The organism is Mucilaginibacter sp. GW821-FHT07G05 (assembly GCF_059418565.1).
Window position 1 is genome coordinate 1 of sequence record NZ_JBWKQC010000011.1, and the last position, 18439, is coordinate 18439.

Annotated in this window: 15 protein-coding genes; 8 read left to right on the forward strand and 7 right to left on the reverse strand. The window is 43.4% G+C overall.

Features of this window, described 5'->3' with window-relative positions; genetic code table 11:
- Positions 1-436 precede the first annotated feature (436 nt).
- Positions 437-2221, forward strand: coding sequence for an ABC transporter ATP-binding protein (locus AC07NA_RS22405; RefSeq protein WP_345214102.1), 1785 nt, complete (start codon positions 437-439; stop codon positions 2219-2221).
- Positions 2222-2449: 228 nt separating this feature from the next.
- Positions 2450-2770: a DUF3276 family protein gene (locus tag AC07NA_RS22410; protein ID WP_345214101.1), complete on the forward strand. Its 321-nt coding sequence runs from the start codon at positions 2450-2452 to the stop codon at positions 2768-2770.
- Between the two features lie 336 nt (positions 2771-3106).
- Here the strand turns inward: AC07NA_RS22410 and mgtE are convergent, their stop codons facing one another.
- Complete coding sequence (gene mgtE / locus AC07NA_RS22415; RefSeq protein WP_494899929.1) at positions 3107-4480, reverse strand: magnesium transporter; 1374 nt, start codon at positions 4478-4480, stop codon at positions 3107-3109.
- A gap of 200 nt (positions 4481-4680) precedes the next feature.
- Between mgtE and ychF the strand changes: the two genes are divergently transcribed.
- Positions 4681-5784: a redox-regulated ATPase YchF gene (gene ychF / locus AC07NA_RS22420; RefSeq protein ID WP_494899930.1), complete on the forward strand. Its 1104-nt coding sequence runs from the start codon at positions 4681-4683 to the stop codon at positions 5782-5784.
- Between the two features lie 239 nt (positions 5785-6023).
- Here the strand turns inward: ychF and AC07NA_RS22425 are convergent, their stop codons facing one another.
- Together AC07NA_RS22425 and AC07NA_RS22430 are read right to left on the reverse strand one after the other, a co-directional pair.
- Positions 6024-8201, reverse strand: coding sequence for a M56 family metallopeptidase (locus AC07NA_RS22425; RefSeq protein ID WP_494899932.1), 2178 nt, complete (start codon positions 8199-8201; stop codon positions 6024-6026).
- Positions 8198-8566, reverse strand: coding sequence for a BlaI/MecI/CopY family transcriptional regulator (locus AC07NA_RS22430; protein ID WP_494899933.1), 369 nt, complete (start codon positions 8564-8566; stop codon positions 8198-8200). The genes AC07NA_RS22425 and AC07NA_RS22430 overlap by 4 nt, the downstream gene beginning before the upstream one ends.
- Before the next feature lie 184 nt (positions 8567-8750).
- On the opposite strand from AC07NA_RS22430, the gene AC07NA_RS22435 reads away from it, so the two are divergent.
- Entirely contained in the window at positions 8751-9791 is a 1041-nt protein-coding gene (locus AC07NA_RS22435; protein WP_494899935.1) for an NAD(P)-dependent alcohol dehydrogenase, read from the forward strand.
- A gap of 9 nt (positions 9792-9800) precedes the next feature.
- Positions 9801-10724: a helix-turn-helix domain-containing protein gene (locus AC07NA_RS22440; protein ID WP_494899936.1), complete on the forward strand. Its 924-nt coding sequence runs from the start codon at positions 9801-9803 to the stop codon at positions 10722-10724.
- Between the two features lie 209 nt (positions 10725-10933).
- Here the strand turns inward: AC07NA_RS22440 and AC07NA_RS22445 are convergent, their stop codons facing one another.
- Entirely contained in the window at positions 10934-11398 is a 465-nt protein-coding gene (locus tag AC07NA_RS22445; protein ID WP_494899937.1) for an OmpA family protein, read from the reverse strand.
- A gap of 124 nt (positions 11399-11522) precedes the next feature.
- Positions 11523-12557 (reverse strand): hypothetical protein, encoded by a 1035-nt coding sequence (locus AC07NA_RS22450; protein ID WP_494899938.1) that lies wholly within the window; start codon positions 12555-12557, stop codon positions 11523-11525.
- 384 nt (positions 12558-12941) lie between these two features.
- Between AC07NA_RS22450 and AC07NA_RS22455 the strand changes: the two genes are divergently transcribed.
- Complete coding sequence (locus AC07NA_RS22455) at positions 12942-13634, forward strand: response regulator transcription factor (RefSeq protein WP_494899939.1); 693 nt, start codon at positions 12942-12944, stop codon at positions 13632-13634.
- A gap of 59 nt (positions 13635-13693) precedes the next feature.
- Here AC07NA_RS22455 and AC07NA_RS22460 read toward each other — a convergent pair whose 3' ends face one another.
- Both AC07NA_RS22460 and AC07NA_RS22465 read right to left on the reverse strand, forming a co-directional pair.
- A complete protein-coding gene (locus AC07NA_RS22460) occupies positions 13694-13897 on the reverse strand; it encodes a hypothetical protein (RefSeq protein ID WP_494899941.1) in 204 nt (67 codons plus the stop codon).
- A 217-nt stretch (positions 13898-14114) separates the two neighbouring features.
- A complete protein-coding gene (locus AC07NA_RS22465) occupies positions 14115-15881 on the reverse strand; it encodes a tetratricopeptide repeat protein (protein ID WP_494899942.1) in 1767 nt (588 codons plus the stop codon).
- Positions 15882-16123: 242 nt separating this feature from the next.
- On the opposite strand from AC07NA_RS22465, the gene AC07NA_RS22470 reads away from it, so the two are divergent.
- Positions 16124-17653 (forward strand): choice-of-anchor I family protein, encoded by a 1530-nt coding sequence (locus AC07NA_RS22470; protein WP_494899944.1) that lies wholly within the window; start codon positions 16124-16126, stop codon positions 17651-17653.
- Positions 17654-17770: 117 nt separating this feature from the next.
- Complete coding sequence (locus tag AC07NA_RS22475) at positions 17771-18439, forward strand: hypothetical protein (RefSeq protein WP_494899946.1); 669 nt, start codon at positions 17771-17773, stop codon at positions 18437-18439.

Below are 18439 nucleotides of genomic sequence, written 5' to 3' on the forward strand. Positions count from 1 at the left end.
GAACTTCCAAGTGGAGGCCCTCATTGAATGATCAAAATTATTAAATATTATTTGCTTTTAAAGACAGTACCTCTACGCAAGCGTAAAGAGGGGTTTATGTATTTTCTGTTTCTTCTTGCCCTCTTTGCGCTTGCGCAGAGAGGGCAGGTCCAGCGAAGCGTAGACCGGGTGAGTTAACTATGCGGCTTACTTAAAGGCTATGTTCCCCGAGGATGGGGTGCAAGGGTTAGTGTGGTGGCAGAGCTGGAGTTATCTGCATGTGCAATCTTCAGCATGGCGAAGAAACCCACCCCTGCCCTCGCACAATCTGCCCTTCCCCTCCAGGGAGGGGAAGCTGAAAACTCCTATTATTTTCCCTGCTCTCCAATAACTACTCAACACTGACAACTCATCGCAAAACCGCTTGGCTAAATTGTTTACATTTGCCGTGAGCTTTATGAAACACCTTGCTTACCTGAATAAATTCTTTTACAAATACCGCTGGAGATTAATTCCGGGTATTATTTTCGTGGTGATATCCAACATCTTCGCGGTATTGCCGGCACAGGTGATACGGGTGGCGTTTGATCTTGTTACCGAAAATATTGCCACCTACAAGCTTTATTCGGGCTTTAACAGGCAGCATATCGTGTATGATATCTTCGGTTCAAGCTTGTTTCTTTTTGGGGTGTTGGTGCTGGTGTTGGCTTTAATCAGGGGCTTATTCCTGTTTTTTATGCGGCAAACCATCATTCTGATGTCGCGGCATATCGAATACGATCTTAAGAACGAAATTTACAACCATTATCAGCTGCTTTCGCTGGCCTTTTACCGCCGCCACAATACCGGCGACCTCATGAACCGTGTTACCGAGGATGTGAGCCGCGTGCGGATGTACCTCGGCCCGGGCATTATGTATACCATTAATACGGTAGTGCTGTTTGTGCTGGCTATTTACGCCATGCTTACCGTAAACGTGAGGCTGGCTGTATATTCGGTGCTGCCCATGCCCGTGCTGGCCTTTATTATTTATTACGTAAACAATATCATCAATTACCGCAGCGAGCAGATCCAGGAAAGATTGTCTTCCCTATCGAGCTTTGTGCAGGAAAACTTTTCGGGTATCAGGGTGATCAAATCTTACGTGCGCGAAGGCTTTGTACGTAAAAGTTTCGCGGCCGAAAGTGAAGATTATAAAAAGCACTCCATGTCGCTGGTGAAGATCCAGGCGATGTTTTTTCCGCTGATGCTGCTGTTAGTAGGGCTTAGCAATGTAATTACCATATATGTAGGCGGTGTAGAGGTAATGAAAGGCAATATCACGCCCGGCAACATTGCCGAGTTTATTGTTTATGTAAACCAGCTCACCTTTCCGGTGATGGCGCTGGGTTGGGTAACCTCGCTGATACAACGTGCCGCAGCTTCGCAAAAACGCATCAACGAGTTTTTAAAAGAACAGCCCGAGGTTACATCGCCCCATGGCATCAAAAAAACTATAGAGGGTAATATCGAGTTCAAGAATGTATCGTTCACCTATCCCGATACAGGCATTAAGGCTTTGGACGATGTATCCTTTTCGGTTAAACCCGGCGAGTTGGTAGCCATTATCGGCCGTACGGGTTCGGGCAAATCAACCATCGCTAATTTACTGATGCGCATGTATGATACCACAGGCGGCGAAATACGCGTTGATAATACCCTGCTGCAAAATCTCGACCTGAACAGTTTCCGCTCGCAAACCGGCTTTGTACCGCAGGATGTTTTTCTGTTTTCGGATACCATTGCCAACAATATCGCTTTCAGTGCTGATAAGCTGGATATGCCCAAAGTAGAGCAAGCCGCCAAAGATGCTGCCGTATATAATAACATCATTGAGCTGGAAAACGGCTTTACCACACTCATCGGCGAGCGCGGTCTTACCCTTTCGGGCGGACAAAAACAGCGTGTATCAATAGCGAGAGCAATTATGAAAGGCCCGCAAATTATGGTGTTTGATGATTGCCTTTCGGCTGTGGATACCAAAACCGAAGAAGAGATACTGAACAACCTTGGCCGCGTAATGCAGGGGCGTACCAGTATCATCATATCGCACCGTATATCAACCATAAAAAACGCCGATAAAATACTGGTTATTGATAACGGCCGCATAATTGAGCAAGGCAACCACAACGAACTGATGCAGCAAAAAAGCGTTTATTTTGAGCTTTACGAAAGCCAGTTGCTTGAAGAAGAGAATGCCTAACCGGCCGTAATCTTCAAAAAATCCATCTTATTTTATTGTATCCGTCATAATTACAACCACAGTGTTTAAAACACCGTTATCGATTGTTTGCTGAATTTACGCTTAGCGCATACAATCCGGCCGTTGCAAAAGTTTAAAAAAAATGATAATAATGTTATTAAAGTAGTTGTGGATTGAAAAAATATTTATATTTATGCCAGTCAAAACTAAATTACAACACTTATACACATGGGAGATTTTGAAAACAGAGAGCGTGAAGAGGTTTTCTCAAAGAAGGTAAGAGCAGGGAAAAGGACTTATTTTTTCGATGTAAAAGCAACCCGGTCAAACGATTACTATGTAACCATTACCGAAAGCAAAAAGCGTTTGGAGGATGGTGTATTTATTAAGCACAAGATATTTCTGTACAAAGAAGATTTCGAAAAATTTGCCGAAGGTTTAAAAGACACGGTAGATTACATCAAAGCCCACCAGGATGTTCAGGAAAAACGTTATGAATTTAACGAAACCCCTGAAACAGCCCGCGCCGATGAAGATTTCTCCTTTTAATAAGATACTATTATAAACTTATTTTCTTTGTGAAGCCCTGTTAACCGCAGGGCTTTTTTATTTAATGTGGGTGGGGATATCAACTTACAGATAAATGTTTAAATCCTCCGGCGATTAATCAGCGGGTGTCGCGTTTAGGGGTAAATCGCATAGCTAACTCACCCGGTCTACACTTCGCTGGACCACCCTCTCTCCGGCTTTGCCGCAAAGAGGGCGAGAGTAATAAAAAATACAAAACCCCTCGTTCCGCTTGCGGAGAGAGGGGTGACGAGCGAAGCGATGTCGGGGTGAGTCAAGATTATGAGTCAATATTAATCAGCTCTAACCCACCTTATTTTACATCATGGTACCCTTCATCAGCATTACCGCTACCGAGAAGTAGATCACCAAACCGGTAACATCTACAAGGGTTGCAACAAAAGGGGCCGATGAGGTAGCAGGGTCGGCGCCAAGCTTTTTGAGCAGTAGAGGGAGCATGGAACCCGATAACGATCCCCAAAGCACCACCCCTATCAGCGCTATACCTACTGTAAGACCAACCAAAAACCAATGCGGACCATATATATTAGAAAACAGCGTCCACACGTAGATACGCATAAAGCCTATTACGCCCAGCGTTAGCCCCAGCATAAAGCCCGCCAGCAGCTCGCGGCGCATTACGCGCCACCAATCGCTCAGGGTAACTTCGCCAAGCGCCATGGCCTGTATAATTAAGGTAGATGCCTGCGAACCGCTGTTACCACCGCTGGAAATGATCAACGGGATAAACAACGCCAGCACTACCGCTTTTTCTATAGCATGTTCAAAATAACCCATTGCCGTGGCGGTAAGCATCTCCCCTAAAAACAATATAATAAGCCAGCCTACCCGCTTTTTAACCAGGGTAAGCAGCGATACATCCAGGTACGGTTCGTCCAGCGCTTCGGTACCACCTATCTTTTGTATGTCTTCGGTATACTCTTCGTTGGCTATCCAAAGGATATCATCTACCGTTACTATACCCAGCAAAATATTCTCACTGTCAACCACGGGCAAAGCCACACGGTTATTCATCCTGAATATATTGATGGCATCCTCCTGCGGATCGTTTGCATTGAGGGAAATGAGGCGCCCGTCCATCAGGTCGCTTATCTTGGTTTCAGGTTTTACCAATAAGATCTCGCGGATCCGGATATCATCCAGCAATACGCGGTTATTATCAACCACGTAGATCACATCAATGGTTTCGGAGTTTTTACCAAAGCGCCTGATGTGCGATAGTACCCGGCTTACGTCCCATTCTTTTTTTACGGCGATATAATCGGGCGTCATCATACGGCCTACGCTATCCTCTTCGTAACCTAATAATGAAAGTGCTTCCTTGCGTTCGGCAGGCGGCAGGTGCAGTATCAGTTTGGCTACGGCATCGCCATGTAACTCGCTGAAAAAAGCGGTACGGTCATCGGGCGGCAATTCGTTAATGATGCCGGTTACCCTCTCGCCCGAAAGTTTTTTGATGATACGCTCCTGCTTTGGAAAATCGAGGATACGGAATACGTTTACAGCGCGGTTAAGCGACAGGGTTTCAATAAAACGGGGGCCATGTTCCGGAAGTTCATCTATCAGCTCTTCAACATCTGATATATTTAGGTTGTTCAGATATTCACGTAGTGCTTCTTCATTATTCTCCTGCTCCAGCAATTCCACTACTTGGTCAACCATTTCTTCCATAAAACTCCCCTGTTACATATTTAACTTCTGTTTGCTTTTATGCCCGCAAAAGTCGTTTATTTTTTCAAATTACAAGGCAACTTTTTTCTGTTATCTTTGCGCGAATTTAGTAGATAGCCGCAAGCCCGTAACCCGCAGTGTTAAACCATTGCAGCTATGGCTTATTAACCGCTAACTACACACAACTTTATACATAAAAAATGGGTTTACAATGTGGTATAGTTGGTTTACCAAACGTGGGCAAATCAACACTTTTTAATTGCTTATCAAACGCCAAGGCACAGGCTGCCAACTTTCCGTTTTGCACTATTGAGCCAAACGTGGGCGTAATTACCGTGCCCGATGAGCGCCTTACAAAACTCACCGAAATAGTTAACCCTAAAAGCATTGTACCCAATGTTATTGAGATTGTTGACATTGCCGGTTTAGTAAAAGGCGCCAGCAAAGGTGAAGGCTTAGGTAACCAGTTTTTGGCTAACATACGTGCTACAAACGCCATTCTCCATGTGTTGCGTTGCTTTGATAACGATAATGTGATACACGTTGACGGCTCGGTTGACCCTATTCGCGATAAAGAGATCATTGATACCGAATTGCAGTTGAAAGATTTGGATTCGATAGAAAAGAAGATCCAGAAGGTAGAAAAAATGGCCAAAACAGGCGGCGATAAGGAAGCTAAAAAAACTTATGACGTGCTTACGGTTTACAAAAACCACCTGCTTACCGGCAAAAGCGCGCGTACCGCCCCTGTTGAAGAAGAAGATAAAGAATACATTGCCGATATTTGGCTGCTTACCGCAAAACCGGTGATGTACGTTTGTAATGTTGACGAAGGTTCGGTAGCTACAGGCAACGCTTATGTTGAAAAAGTAAAGGCCGTAGCTAAAGAAGAAGGTGCCGAAGTACTGGTTATTTCCGCGCAGATAGAAGCTGAAATTGCCGAACTGGAATCGTACGAAGAACGTCAGGAATTTTTGAATGACCTTGGGTTAACAGAATCAGGCGTAAACAAACTGATCAAAGCGGCTTACCGCTTGCTTAACCTGGCCACTTACTTTACCGCAGGTGTGCAGGAAGTACGCGCCTGGACCATCACCCAGGGTTTTACCGCGCCACAGGCAGCAGGGGTTATCCATACCGACTTTGAGAAAGGTTTTATCCGTGCCGAGGTGATCAAATACGAGGATTTCGTAAAATTCAACGGATCAGAAGCTGTGATTAAAGAAAATGGCAAAATGGCCGTAGAAGGTAAAAGCTACATAGTGCAGGATGGCGACATTATGCACTTCAGGTTTAACGTATAGTTGCTGCGATACAAGAATTAAGAGTCAGGAATCAGGACGAGTTATATTGTTTTGGTTCCTGGCTTTTTTGTTTGTTATGAAATAAAAAACGCGTCATGCGAGGAGGAACGAAGCAATCTCCGATCTACAGAGCGGCTCTGTATAGTTGGGGATTGCTTCGTTCCTCGCAATGACGCGTTTTTTTAACTTTCTTTAGATCTTGTTTTCTGATTCTCAATTCCTGAATCTAAATCTACCCCTCAGGCTTTCTCGTAAAATTTATAGAACACATCCGGGTTTTTGATCCCGTAGTTTTTAATATCGGCAGATAGCGACACCCAATTATTTACGGTATATTCTTTAGTACCTGTTTTCACCTCGTTTACAAAGCGGAAACGTACGTGATCGCCTTGCTCAATGCCGTCAAATGTCGGTGCATTGGGTTTTATATTGAACTTTATTTTGTAGCCGTTCACCACTTCAACCACGGCGCTTTTCCATTTCCCGTTAGGATATTTTTGGATGGATGTTACCTGCCCGTCGGTAAAGCGTACCTTGTTAACTTCGTACAAGAACGGGTATTGAGGTATTTTATCGGCCTCAACCAGTTGGAATATCTTTTCACCGTTTTTAACTATACTGGCCGGCTGTATATCTACCGGTGTACCCTTACCGGTAACTGTACTAAAGGCGGTAAGCGTTATCATATCACCGGTTTTCAGCTCGCCTTTTAATTGCTTTTCCTGCCCGTATTGGGTACGCATGGTATACTCGTAACCGCCGGTAGTTAATTTATAGCCCGATGCCTTGCCATGCGGCCCTACACTATCATATTGGCCGGTTACTTTGTATTGCTGCGCTTTGCCGAGCACAAGATTAGAGGCTTCCGTTTTTTGCTTAAACTCGGCAGAGTTTTTAAACACCTCGGTTTCGGCAGTACTTTTTAAGTAAGCAGCCGAGCGCTTTACTTTTTGCCTGTACTTGGTAGTATCGGTAGTAAAGTAAAAGAAGTTGTTATACCCTTTAAGATCTACCTTCAAATCCGTGCTTTTATAGCTTACGTTACCTGTACCAAAGTTTTTAATGGCGTTGGCTTTTACTATTTCTTCAATTTTAGCCATATCCGCTTCGGTGTACAATTTATTATCTATCACATAGGCAGGTATTTCGCCTGTTTGCAAATCATTGCTCATACCACCACCCGATGGCATGTGGAATATTACTTTATCAAACTCGGTACCGTCGTTGTTCTTTAAACGCAGGCGGGTGTAAAACTGTCCTTCGGGAACGGCGGCTTCTTTAATGAGATTTCCTTTTTCAATGGCCGTCATTTTTACAATTTTGCCGTTTGTTCTTATCTCCACCACGCCATCTTTACCCTTAGCGCCGTATTTGGTATCCTTGCCCGCAGCTGTAATGCTGGATGATGATATACACGAGCCGCTGATGGTGTACAATAGTTCGTCGCTGTATTCCTTCCCCTGGATAATTACCAGCGGGTGCGGACCCAGTTTATCCAGCTTGCCAACGGCGCTGATACGCTGCTGTTGCTGTTTACCGTTATCGGTTTTAAAATTGGCGAAGGCCAAACAGCTTACCACTGCCACCGGCAGCATAAGTACGTAAATTAACTTTTTCATATTTGATGAGGGTTTGTTGAACAACATACTGATGCGCATTTTAAGCGGCACCTTACTAAAACTGTGGTATAACAGGTTGTTATCGGCAATTGAAAGCCGGAGCAGCAAATTGGCATACATGCCTTTATCAGCATCGCGGGCAGCTATTTGATCTACCTCAAACTCGTGGTTCTCTTCTACAGAACGGATGTAGGCGTAAACAAAAGGATTGAACCACAGAATGATCTGCACCAAGCGTACCAGCAGCCTGTCTGCCGAATGGAAGAGCCTTACATGCAGCATCTCGTGCGCCAGTATCTGCTTAATCTCGTCGGCATCAAGCTCATCGTCGTTTAAAAATACGATGTTCATGAACGAACTATTGGTGCCCTTGCCCCTGTTTTTAAGCACTTTTACATTACCTATCTGCATCAGTTTTTCGCCCCTGGCACGTATGGCAAATACCGCCAGGGTGATCAGCAACTGCGCCATGGATGCTACGGCAGCTATGTAGTAACCTATCTTGATCAACTCCATCCAATTAATACCTTCCTCTGCCGCAACGGGCGCGGTTACTGTTATTTGCTGCTGTACCTGCGGGGCCACGTATTGCTGCATAATGGGTTGCTGCACTATTACTTGGGGCACGGCACTTACGGGTATGCTAAGCGCCGGTATTACAAAGCTTAGCGCCAGCGAACTTATCAGATACCAGCGGTTAAGCGTAAAGAACGTTAACCTGCGCAAACATAAAAAGTAGAACAGGTAGAACAGCCCGGTACAGGCCGATACCTGGAGCAGATAGATGAGTGTTTTCATTTTGAGGTATTTTGGTTGATGATGTCCTGTATCTTCCTGATCTCGTCTTCGCCAAGCTTTTGCTCTTTTACCATAAATGATAACAGGCTTTCGGCCGAATTATCGAAATAGCCCGATAACATTTTTTTGAACGATACCTTACGATAATCGGCCTTTGAAATAAGGGCGAAATACTCGTACGTTTTACCATAGGCCTTGTAGCCCACATACCCTTTTTTTTCGAGCAGCCGCACTACCGATGATATGGTATTGTAAGGCGGTTTAGGGTCATCGGGCAGGGCTTCAATAATATCCTTTACAAAGGCCTTTTTTAGCCTCCATATCACCTGCATAATATGCTCTTCGGTTTTGGTTAACTCTTCCATACAACAAACCTATAACTAAATTTTAAGTTTTACAACTTATTTTTAAGTTATATAATTTATTTTTCAGTTTTCAGGTTGAAATGAGTTAAAAACGGCGGTCATTTTGGATACAACAAAAACCAAAACGGCTACACTTCTCTTGTACTTATACGGCATCTTTGCTGTATCAAAAACTAAGAAACTCATGATAGCAGCCAAAGGATATGCAGCACAAAGCGCAGAAAGCGATTTAACCCCATGGAATTTTGAACGACGCGAGCTTGGCCCGCATGATGTACTCATTAATATAGCCTATTGCGGTGTTTGCCATACCGATATTCACCTCACCCGCAACGAGTGGTTCCCGGGCATCTTCCCGATGGTGCCGGGGCACGAAATTGTTGGCCATGTTGCCGCGGTTGGCAGTCACGTTAAAAACTTTAAACAGGGCGACCGTGCAGCCGTTGGTGTAATGGTTGATTCGTGCCTGCACTGCGAAGATTGTCTGAACGGACAGGAACAATTTTGCAGCGTAAGCCCGGTGCTTACCTACAACAATCTCGATAAAACCGGAACTCCCGCTTATGGCGGTTACGCCAGCAACATTGTAGTGCCCGAACATTTCGCCCTGCATGTGGCCGAAAAGCTTGATTTCGCGGCGGTAGCTCCCCTGCTTTGCGCGGGCATTACCACCTACTCGCCCCTACGTAAATGGAAAGTTGGTACAGGCCATAAACTGGCCGTAGTTGGTTTAGGCGGCTTAGGGCACATGGCCGTAAAATTTGGTGTGGCTTTCGGTGCCGAAGTAACTGTATTAAGCACCTCCCCTAACAAAGCCGAAGCCGCCAAAAAACTGGGCGCGCACCATTTTGTGGTGACTAAAGATGAGGCGCAAATGAAAGAGGCGCTGAAATCGTTCCATTTTATTATCGATACCGTGGCCGCCGATCATGATATCAATCCGTACCTTGCTTTATTGAAAACCAATGGCGTGTACATTAACGTGGGTATGCCTGCCGAACCATGGAAGCTATCATCTTTCAGCCTGGCTACCGGTAATAAAGTAGTAGCCGGTTCGGGCGCAGGTGGCCTGCCCGAAACACAGGAAATGCTCGATTTTTGTGCCGAACACAACATTGTGTGCGACATTGAGTTGATCAACATAAAAGATATACATTCCGCGTTCGAGCGCATGCTGAAAGGCGATGTACTGTACCGTTTTGTGATAGATATGGCTACTTTATAAGTAAATAAGATGAAAGCAGAGCACAAGCCCCCATACATTTTCAATTCGGTTGCCGAGTTAAACCAGGCTTTGGGCCTGCCCAAACCGCTGCACCCGCTGATAGCGCTAAATGATTATAAAAATATTACTGCCGATACCACCGAGCTATCAAAGGGTATGATGACCAATCTTTATAAGATATCGTACAAAAAACATTTTTCGGGCAAAATAAAGTACGGACAGCAGTATTATGACTTTGACGAAGGCGGGCTGTGCTTTATATCACCCAATCAAATAGTTTCAAATATAGAACCGGCACTTGACTATGAGGGGTTTTCGCTGATGTTCCACCCCGATTTTATCAGGAACTATCCGCTGGGCAAGAGCATCAAAAATTACGGCTTCTTTTCGTACACTGCATCTGAAGCCCTGCATCCATCCGAAAAGGAAAAGGAAACCATCATCAGGATATTCAAAAGCATCCAGGAAGAGCTGGAATTGCCCATTGATCAGTATAGCCAGGATGTGATCGTATCACAAATTGAGCTGTTGCTAAACTATAGTAACCGTTATTATAACCGGCAGTTTATAACCCGAAAGGCTGTTAACCACGATTTGCTAAGCCAGCTGGAAGATCTGCTTGAAAACTATTTCGATTCGGAAAAATCATTGCTCTCCGGCCTGCCATCAGTACAGCAAATAGCCGACGAACTGAATGTTTCGCCGCGTTATTTGAGTGACATGCTGCGCGTACTTACCGGCCAAAACGCCCAGCAACACATCCATAATAAACTGATTGAAAAAGCTAAAGATATATTGAGCAGTACCAACCTCACCATTGCCGAAATAGCTTACCAGCTTGGTTTTGAGCACCCGCAATCGTTCAATAAGCTGTTCAAACGTAAAACCAATGTATCGCCGCTGGAGTTCAGGCAATCGTTTCACGGTAACTAATGCAACGAAAAGGTGTGAACCAGGGCCTCACAAATACACAACATTCACTCCTTTAAAGAATACGAGTGTGAAACAAGTTGTTGTATGTCCAACAGTCTACATTTCGCATAACAACACTCATTATCAATACACTTCATTAAAAAAATGACCATTTTTATGATCAGCATAAAAATGGTCATCTCTATTTAGGTGGCTCGTTAAGCCATGTATTATTCGGCAAATTTGATCTCTACCCTTCTGTTCTTTTTACGGCCATTAGCGGTAGCATTGGTAGCAACGGGTTTGGTATAACCATATTCGGTAGCCGCAATGCGCGATTCTTTAGCCCCGTTTTTTATCAGGTAAGCCTTAACAGCATCGGCACGTGCTTTTGAAAGTTTCCAGTTGTATACATAGCCCCCTTTGTTATCGGCATAACCACCCAATTTTAAGGCAGCATCGTTATCTACCATTAATTTTGCTACTTTGTTTAAGGTAGCATACGCGCTTTCGGGCACGGTGGCTTTATTAAACTCGAACTCCACGTTTTTGAACGTCATGGCGGCTAATACCTTGGCCGGGATAATTTTATCTTTTGTCGGTTTAGGCGTAGCGTGCGCGTAAACCATTGAACATACCACCACGGCCATACCCGCCAACAGCGGTGCCGTCATCTTTAAAAATTTTGTTTTCATGCGATTGTATTTTAAGTTTATTGATTAATGGCTCGTCGCAATTACCGCACCGCTGCAAACAGGTACTTGTTCAGCAATACAACAGTGTTGTAAACACATAGCGAAAAAGTGTGAAACTATTGTTTTACAATCCTTTACCTATATGGTAGTTATTATCATCCAACACTAAATAATTATAGGCCAGCATAAACAGTAAGCCCATCAGCAGGGCTAAAGCACCTATGGCCAGGTAAGGCGGTCGTGCTACCATTATAACAGGTTCACCTACAATTTTTAACGATTGCGTATCGGCATCTAATTGGGTTTCCTGAGCTTTTTCGTGCAGCAATCGTGTTTGTATGGCTAACAGTTCGTTTTGCTCGGCTTTAAAACTTTTGTTGAATGCGCTGCGGTTGTTCAGCCGGGTTTGCAGTTTTAATATATTGGCGTTTATGCCGGTATCTAACTGGTTTTGCACGGCCAGCAGTTGCTTGTTTACAAAAGCAAGTTCATCGCTTACGTCAAAATCGGCAGTCAACAGGTGCTGTTTATCGTTTTGCAGTTTGTTATAATAATCAACCAGGGTAATGATCACCTTGCTATCTACCTCAAACGTATTGGGAATCTGCTCGAAATGATCGATAGGCTTTTTAACATAATAATCCAGCGCCTGTAATGATTTTATCACCTGCACAATATGTTCGCGCCCCGTTTGTTCACCATTAGCCGAAGCATAACTTGCCAGTCGTTTTGAAACAAGCTGTATACTATCCTTAACTTCGGTAGCCCGCTTAACCCGGTTATCCGGCTTGCTGTGTTTAGCGTTGTATTTACGCACAATGCCACGCAATACCTGTTCGCCTTTGGCCGGCGAATCTGTTTTTAATTTAAGGGTTACAGTATTATCATCACCTTCGGCTGGTGTAACGGCGATGCTGCCATGGTAGTTGTGCGGTACAAACTTATCTTTCAAGTTTTCCACCTTTAACGTAACGCCTTTGTTAACGCTCGATGCCACGGTTAAAGCGATATCATACCCGGGCGGGTAAAACCACCGGTACAAACCGTAAGCAGTAATTAAAAAAATACTGATGGCTACAACGTACTGCGTTACGCCAAACCGTTTTGGGGGTTCAACATATCCGTAGTAACCTTTTTTGCCTTTAACCATGTTGCTCATAAGTGGTATATACAGAGCAAACTACGTGCTACAGCGCACAGTTGGTTTTGTTAAAATACTGATTGTTAATTATTTGTGAACAACCGTGCAATTTTCACAAAAACCTTCACGGTTTGTTATCCAAATTAAAAAAAGATGGCTGTAGAGTTAAAACCAGGCAGGTGTGTTATAAGTATTATAAAAAAGTTGGGAAACGAAAGCCATAACCTAATAAAGTAAACCATCAGGATAGAAAAATTACAGAAATACCAACCATTCAATGAGCCTATTGCTCTTACTGATTGCTTACAATTAAAGTACATACTCTTAATGCGAATTAAAATTATGTTACATTAATTAAACATTAGCCTTATATTTAGATGGTTAAGAAACTATTGATTGTATATGCCAGTCCACCACGCAGCCTTATCACATCAAGAGGAGAGGATGAATAATGCTATTGCCCGTATTGCCGAAACTGCCGATATGCTGCCCGGTGTTGTGATCATACACCAGCTCAGCTCATTCCAAATCAGGTATATGTCGCCACGTGGCTTGCAGCAGCTGGGTATTTCGCTCGATGAAGTAACAGGTTTAAGTGTTGAAGAATACCATGCCAGGTACTTTAATGCCGCCGATGCCGCTCAATATATGCCTGTTATCCGTACTATGTTAGATCGTAATACCGATGATCCTATCACCTTTTTTCAACAGGTACGCATTAACGCCGGCAGCAACTGGATATGGCACATGAGCAGTATGCGCATATTTATGCGCGATGCTGATAACAAACCCTTGCTTACCATCACCATGTCGTTCCCTGTTGATCCGCTACAGCATATCACAACCAAAGTATCCCGTTTATTGGACGAAAATAATTTTTTGCGCAAAAACTCGCAGCAGTTCACCTTGCTGGGCAAGCGCGAACGTGAGGTTTTAAAACTGCTGGCATTAGGCCAAAGCGCAGGCGAAATTGGTAAACAGCTGCATATTTCATCCACCACAGTTGAAACGCACCGCCGTAACATTAAGCAAAAGCTTAAAGTAAAAACACCTTATGAGCTGGCCGAATTTGCCCGTGCCTTTGATTTAATTTAATACAGGAAAAGTCATAGCGCTCCGCGGATTTGACCCTTCCCGCAAGAGCGCCGACCCCACTAATTCACGTTAAGGTTCGTTAGTTGTTTGCTGCCATTGCGCTCTTCGAGCACATAAGTTTTTTGGTCGCAAAAACTACACTTAAAGTGTTTGATAGATACCCAAAAGAGTAAGCTCTTTACCCAAAAGCCACGCTTAACGCGGGTGCTTAAGGTGCCTTTATTACATTTACGACATTGCCTGTCGGTTTGCATCAGTTTCATCGTTAGTTTAAATTAGTTTATGGATGCCGGAGCATCCATAAGAGGCAACTAAATTTATTAATAGGGGAATTTTAATCAACGTAACAATATTGCTTATTAAGCACCGCTAAGATAGTAGCGCGATACATCAGCCTGAAATAATAGAGGGTGGACAAATGGTGGACAAACGATTTTTATACAGGTGGACAGATAGTGGACAGTGCTATTATACAGACTGTTATAAGCTTGATATAATACCTTCGAGGGTTTCTTCGGCATTAATATTCATCTTTTTACGGAGGCGCTGCTTAGCTTTTTTAACCCCTTCGTTAGTTATACCCAGCATATTGGCCATCTCGCGGTTATTAATTCCAAGTTTAATTAGCGAGAGCATGCGTACATCAGTTTCGCTGATATTGGGGTAGGCCTCTTTTAACTGGGGGAAAAAGCCTGGATGAACCTTCATGAAGAGTTGCTTAAACTCGTTCCACTTTTTATCCGTCATGATGTGGGTTTGCATCAGGTCGTTCAGTTGCTCCACCCGTTTATCATCGGCGTATTGCACGCTTAATTGGTCTATCTCGGTTTTAAAGTTTTGTATCAGGTCGTTCTTTTCCTGTATGTTTTGAGTATAGCGTATCAGCTCATAAGTGGCATTCTTCAGGTCAACATCGGCCTTATTCTTCTCTATCAGTAATATCTCGCTATCCTTGCGAATCTTCAGTAGCTTACGGTTATAAATCAGGGCGATAATAATAGTCACCAACAGCAATACAATAATTACACTGTTGCGCCTTAGCGATTGCACCTGCGCGTTTATCTTTAATTGCTGCAGGCGGGCTTTATATTTCTCCTGTTCAAAATTGAGCCTCGCCCTTTCAACCGCCGCCACATTATCGCGCATGGTTAAAGCAAATCTGGTTGCCTCAAACTTTTTGCGGTAATTAAGCGCATCCTGCAACCTGCCCGCTTTTTCGTAGTAAATAGAGTTGAGCTCATACAAATGCACCAGTAAATTAGGTGAATCTTTTTCGAGGGCTATCAGTTGCGTGGCTTGCTTAAGCATCTCCCCCATTTTGGCTGCTTGGTTTCTGTAAGCCGCAATGGTTGTAAGGCGTAAAAGGGCCAGCGTAGCGTTGTTATATTCTTTGTATTTTAATGATGCGTTATAATCGTTTTCAATAAAGGGTATGGCCTTATCGTATTGCCGCTGCATAAAATATACCGAGCCAATATTGCCATTGGTAATACCCATCCAGGCGCTATCGCGCAGTCGCTTGGCCATATCAAGAGCCTGGTTAAAATAGGTTAACGCGCGGGCATAGTGTTTCCAGTTACGGTAAACAAGGCCCATGGTGTTAATGGTATTAATGGTTCGGCGGGTATCGCGCTTGTTGTGCTTTAAGGCCCTGTTGGTGTAAATTAATGCAGCATGGTAATCGCCTATGCCATAATAAAAATCACCCATTTGAAAAAAATACAGGCTCATATTAGGTACTTTCTCATACCCCACTCTCTTAAAAATATCCAGCGCTTGCAGCAGACAGCGTATGGCTTGGGTATTGTGTTTAAATATGGAGTAATAAATGGCCTTACGGTGCAGGTAGATGGCCTCTTCTATAGGCATCTCGTTTTCACGTGCGAAATTAACAGCAGCCTGATAGTAATTATCGCTTTGGGAATTATAGCCATAATTTACCGAGTAATAATCGGCACGCATATCATAAACTGCGCACTCCAGTTGTTTATTGGCTGTGTTTTGGGCCAGCAATGTAAGCTTATCCAGCTGAGCCATGGCGGTAGCTTCATTAAGTTCTCGGCAGGTAGCTTTATACAGGTTTTGGGCTTGGTCTATCAGGTTGGTATCTCTGCTGGTTTCGAGTTTGCTAAAAAAACCATACTTGGAATTAAGCTCGGTTACAGATTGCGCACAGGCATTATAGACCGCAACGCAGCAAAAAAACACAAGAATGCTTAGCCGTATTATAAAGTATTTAAGGGGCATATACTGTGGGCGAAATATACGCAAATAGCAGATAAACAGTGTTAAAATTATAATATTAATACCTATAAGCTGTTTTTTTGCCAATGTTAAAATGCTTATAGGTCAAATCAACTTGTATTTACAGCTAAGGGATTAACTACGGTGTATATACAATCGATATTATTAACAAACACTTAACGCTAATGTTAATTACTCTTAACCCTGGCTTAATAGTTTTGACGCTTACACTAATTCAACACACTATGAAACGTTATCTACTATTTTTACTTGTTTTAGTTGGCCTTGCAAGCTGTAAAAAAGACAAGCCTGCAACCAATCCGCCAACGGAAGAACCCGAATTTTTTGTTAATGAAGACCCTGCCACCTTTGCCGAGGTAGGCACACTTGACATTGGCGAAGCCGGCGCGGCAGAGATTTCGGCATTTGACCCTGCCACTAATCGTCTGTTTGTGGTAAACAACGGCGGCGTAAACAAAATTGACGTGATCGATTTTAAAGATCCATCAAAAATGACCGTGATCCACTCTATATTGATGGCTCCTTATGGCGGCGCGGTAAACAGCGTTGCGGTAAGCAATGGTAAACTGGCCGCAGCTATCGAATCAAGTGACAAGCAAGCTAACGGTAAAGTAGCTGTTTTTAAAACCGACGACTACAGCGAGGTAAAAGTGATCAACGTTGGCGCATTGCCTGATATGATCACCTTTTCGCCGGATGGCAAATACATCATGACCGCCAACGAAGGCGAACCGAACACTACTTATACCAATGACCCTGAAGGTTCAATATCTATAATATCTGTAGCTGATAATTATACGGTTACCACTATCAACTTCGCCGCATTTGCAAGTAAAGAGGCTGAATTAAAGGCAAAAGGTTTCAGGATATTTGGTCCGGGTAATAACTTTTTAAAGGATATTGAGCCGGAGTACATCACCATATCTGACGATTCAAAAACTGCTTGGGTTACCTTGCAGGAGAACAACGCTATCGCTAAAGTTGATATCGCCTCAAAAACCATCACCAACATCTTCCCGCTTGGCTTTAAAGATTACAACCTTGCCGGTAACGAAATTAACGTGAGCGACAAGGATGACAATTCAGTGGAGTTAGCAAAATGGAATGTTAAAGGTATTTATATGCCTGATGCTATCGCGGTAACCGAGGCAAACGGTATTCCATATTTATTTACAGCCAATGAAGGTGATGCCCGTGAGTATGATGCCTTTGCCGAAGTAAAAAGGATAAAAGACATTAAGCTCGACGCGACCGCTTTCCCTGATGCAAGTAATTTGCAGAAAGAAGGCAAACTGGGTCGCCTTAATATTACCACTACCCTGGGCGATACTGATAACGATGGCGACTTTGATGCGCTTTACTCATTGGGTTCACGTTCATTCAGCGTTTGGAATGGTAATGATGGGACACAGGTATTCGATAGCAAAAACGAACTGGATGTTAAAACAATTGCTGCAAACGCATACGACGACGGCCGCAGCGATGACAAATCAGTTGAGCCGGAAGGTATCACTATTGGTAAAATAGGCAATAAAAAAGTAGCATTTGTAGGCATGGAACGTGCCGACGCGGTTGCGGTTTATGATATTACCGATCCAACCAAACCTGTATACCTGCAATTACTAAAAACAGGCGATGCGCCAGAAGGTGTATTGATCATCCCGGCTAAAAACAGCCCTACCAAAAAGAGTTTACTGGTAGTAAGCAGCGAAGGTGATGGTGTATTAAAAGTGTACACACCAAACACTATTTAATCCGTAGATACATAAAAAAAGAAATCCGCCTCGCTTAATTGTGAGGCGGATTTCTTTTTTCACGGCAATGGCGCCACAAATATGTTTTGCTAACTTTACCATACTTAAACCGAAAGCATGGATATTAATGACGATATAAAAATAACAGGAGGCGCTAATATTGGCAGGATACGCGCAACCTGGCCGTTTGCCAATTTAAGCGTAAATCAATATAAGCTTACCATCAACGCGTCGATAATGGGCGGCTATGTTTTTTCCCCGGCAGATATTATCAGTATTGAGACGGCCTCATCATTCTCACTCTTAGGCAGTGGTATTCGCATAAAACACCGCGTTAAAGAGTATAACGACAACATTGTTTTTATTGGCGGTGATGGAGCGAACCAATTGATAACAAAAATTCGACAGACTGGCTTTTTCAACAATATTGATAAGGTACCGGATTATATTATGAGCGAGATTGAAACTACAAGGGCCAATTCCGGACTGATATTTAAAATACCCGTAGCTATTGCAATGTTTGTAATATGGAACGTGCTGACACTATCTAATTTTTTAATTTTCGCCAATAATAAATTTTCGGGCGAAATTTGGGGATTGGGCGCAAAACTGGCCCTGGGCTTTATGTTGGCTTTAGCTATACTTTTATTATTTGTTGAACCAGTTAGCGCACTGATGTTGAAAAAAGGCCGTAGCGTTAACGAGATAAAATCCTTTTTGTACTTTACGATATTTATAACCGGGGTGATGTTTACCGCATCATTTTTTATCCCGAACACTTTATAA

Bases quoted from the DNA above. Each gene is read 5' to 3' on its own strand.
- AC07NA_RS22445 (WP_494899937.1), bottom strand. From the start codon at position 11,398: ATGAAAACAAAATTTTTAAAGATGACGGCACCGCTGTTGGCGGGTATG.
- AC07NA_RS22425 (WP_494899932.1), bottom strand. From the start codon at position 8,201: ATGAAAACACTCATCTATCTGCTCCAGGTATCGGCCTGTACCGGGCTG.
- AC07NA_RS22435 (WP_494899935.1), top strand. From the start codon at position 8,751: ATGATAGCAGCCAAAGGATATGCAGCACAAAGCGCAGAAAGCGATTTA.
- AC07NA_RS22450 (WP_494899938.1), bottom strand. From the start codon at position 12,557: ATGAGCAACATGGTTAAAGGCAAAAAAGGTTACTACGGATATGTTGAA.
- mgtE (WP_494899929.1), bottom strand. From the start codon at position 4,480: ATGGAAGAAATGGTTGACCAAGTAGTGGAATTGCTGGAGCAGGAGAAT.
- AC07NA_RS22465 (WP_494899942.1), bottom strand. From the start codon at position 15,881: ATGCCCCTTAAATACTTTATAATACGGCTAAGCATTCTTGTGTTTTTT.
- AC07NA_RS22475 (WP_494899946.1), top strand. From the start codon at position 17,771: ATGGATATTAATGACGATATAAAAATAACAGGAGGCGCTAATATTGGC.
- AC07NA_RS22405 (WP_345214102.1), top strand. From the start codon at position 437: ATGAAACACCTTGCTTACCTGAATAAATTCTTTTACAAATACCGCTGG.
- AC07NA_RS22440 (WP_494899936.1), top strand. From the start codon at position 9,801: ATGAAAGCAGAGCACAAGCCCCCATACATTTTCAATTCGGTTGCCGAG.
- AC07NA_RS22470 (WP_494899944.1), top strand. From the start codon at position 16,124: ATGAAACGTTATCTACTATTTTTACTTGTTTTAGTTGGCCTTGCAAGC.
- ychF (WP_494899930.1), top strand. From the start codon at position 4,681: ATGGGTTTACAATGTGGTATAGTTGGTTTACCAAACGTGGGCAAATCA.
- AC07NA_RS22455 (WP_494899939.1), top strand. From the start codon at position 12,942: ATGCCAGTCCACCACGCAGCCTTATCACATCAAGAGGAGAGGATGAAT.
- AC07NA_RS22430 (WP_494899933.1), bottom strand. From the start codon at position 8,566: ATGGAAGAGTTAACCAAAACCGAAGAGCATATTATGCAGGTGATATGG.
- AC07NA_RS22460 (WP_494899941.1), bottom strand. From the start codon at position 13,897: ATGAAACTGATGCAAACCGACAGGCAATGTCGTAAATGTAATAAAGGC.
- AC07NA_RS22410 (WP_345214101.1), top strand. From the start codon at position 2,450: ATGGGAGATTTTGAAAACAGAGAGCGTGAAGAGGTTTTCTCAAAGAAG.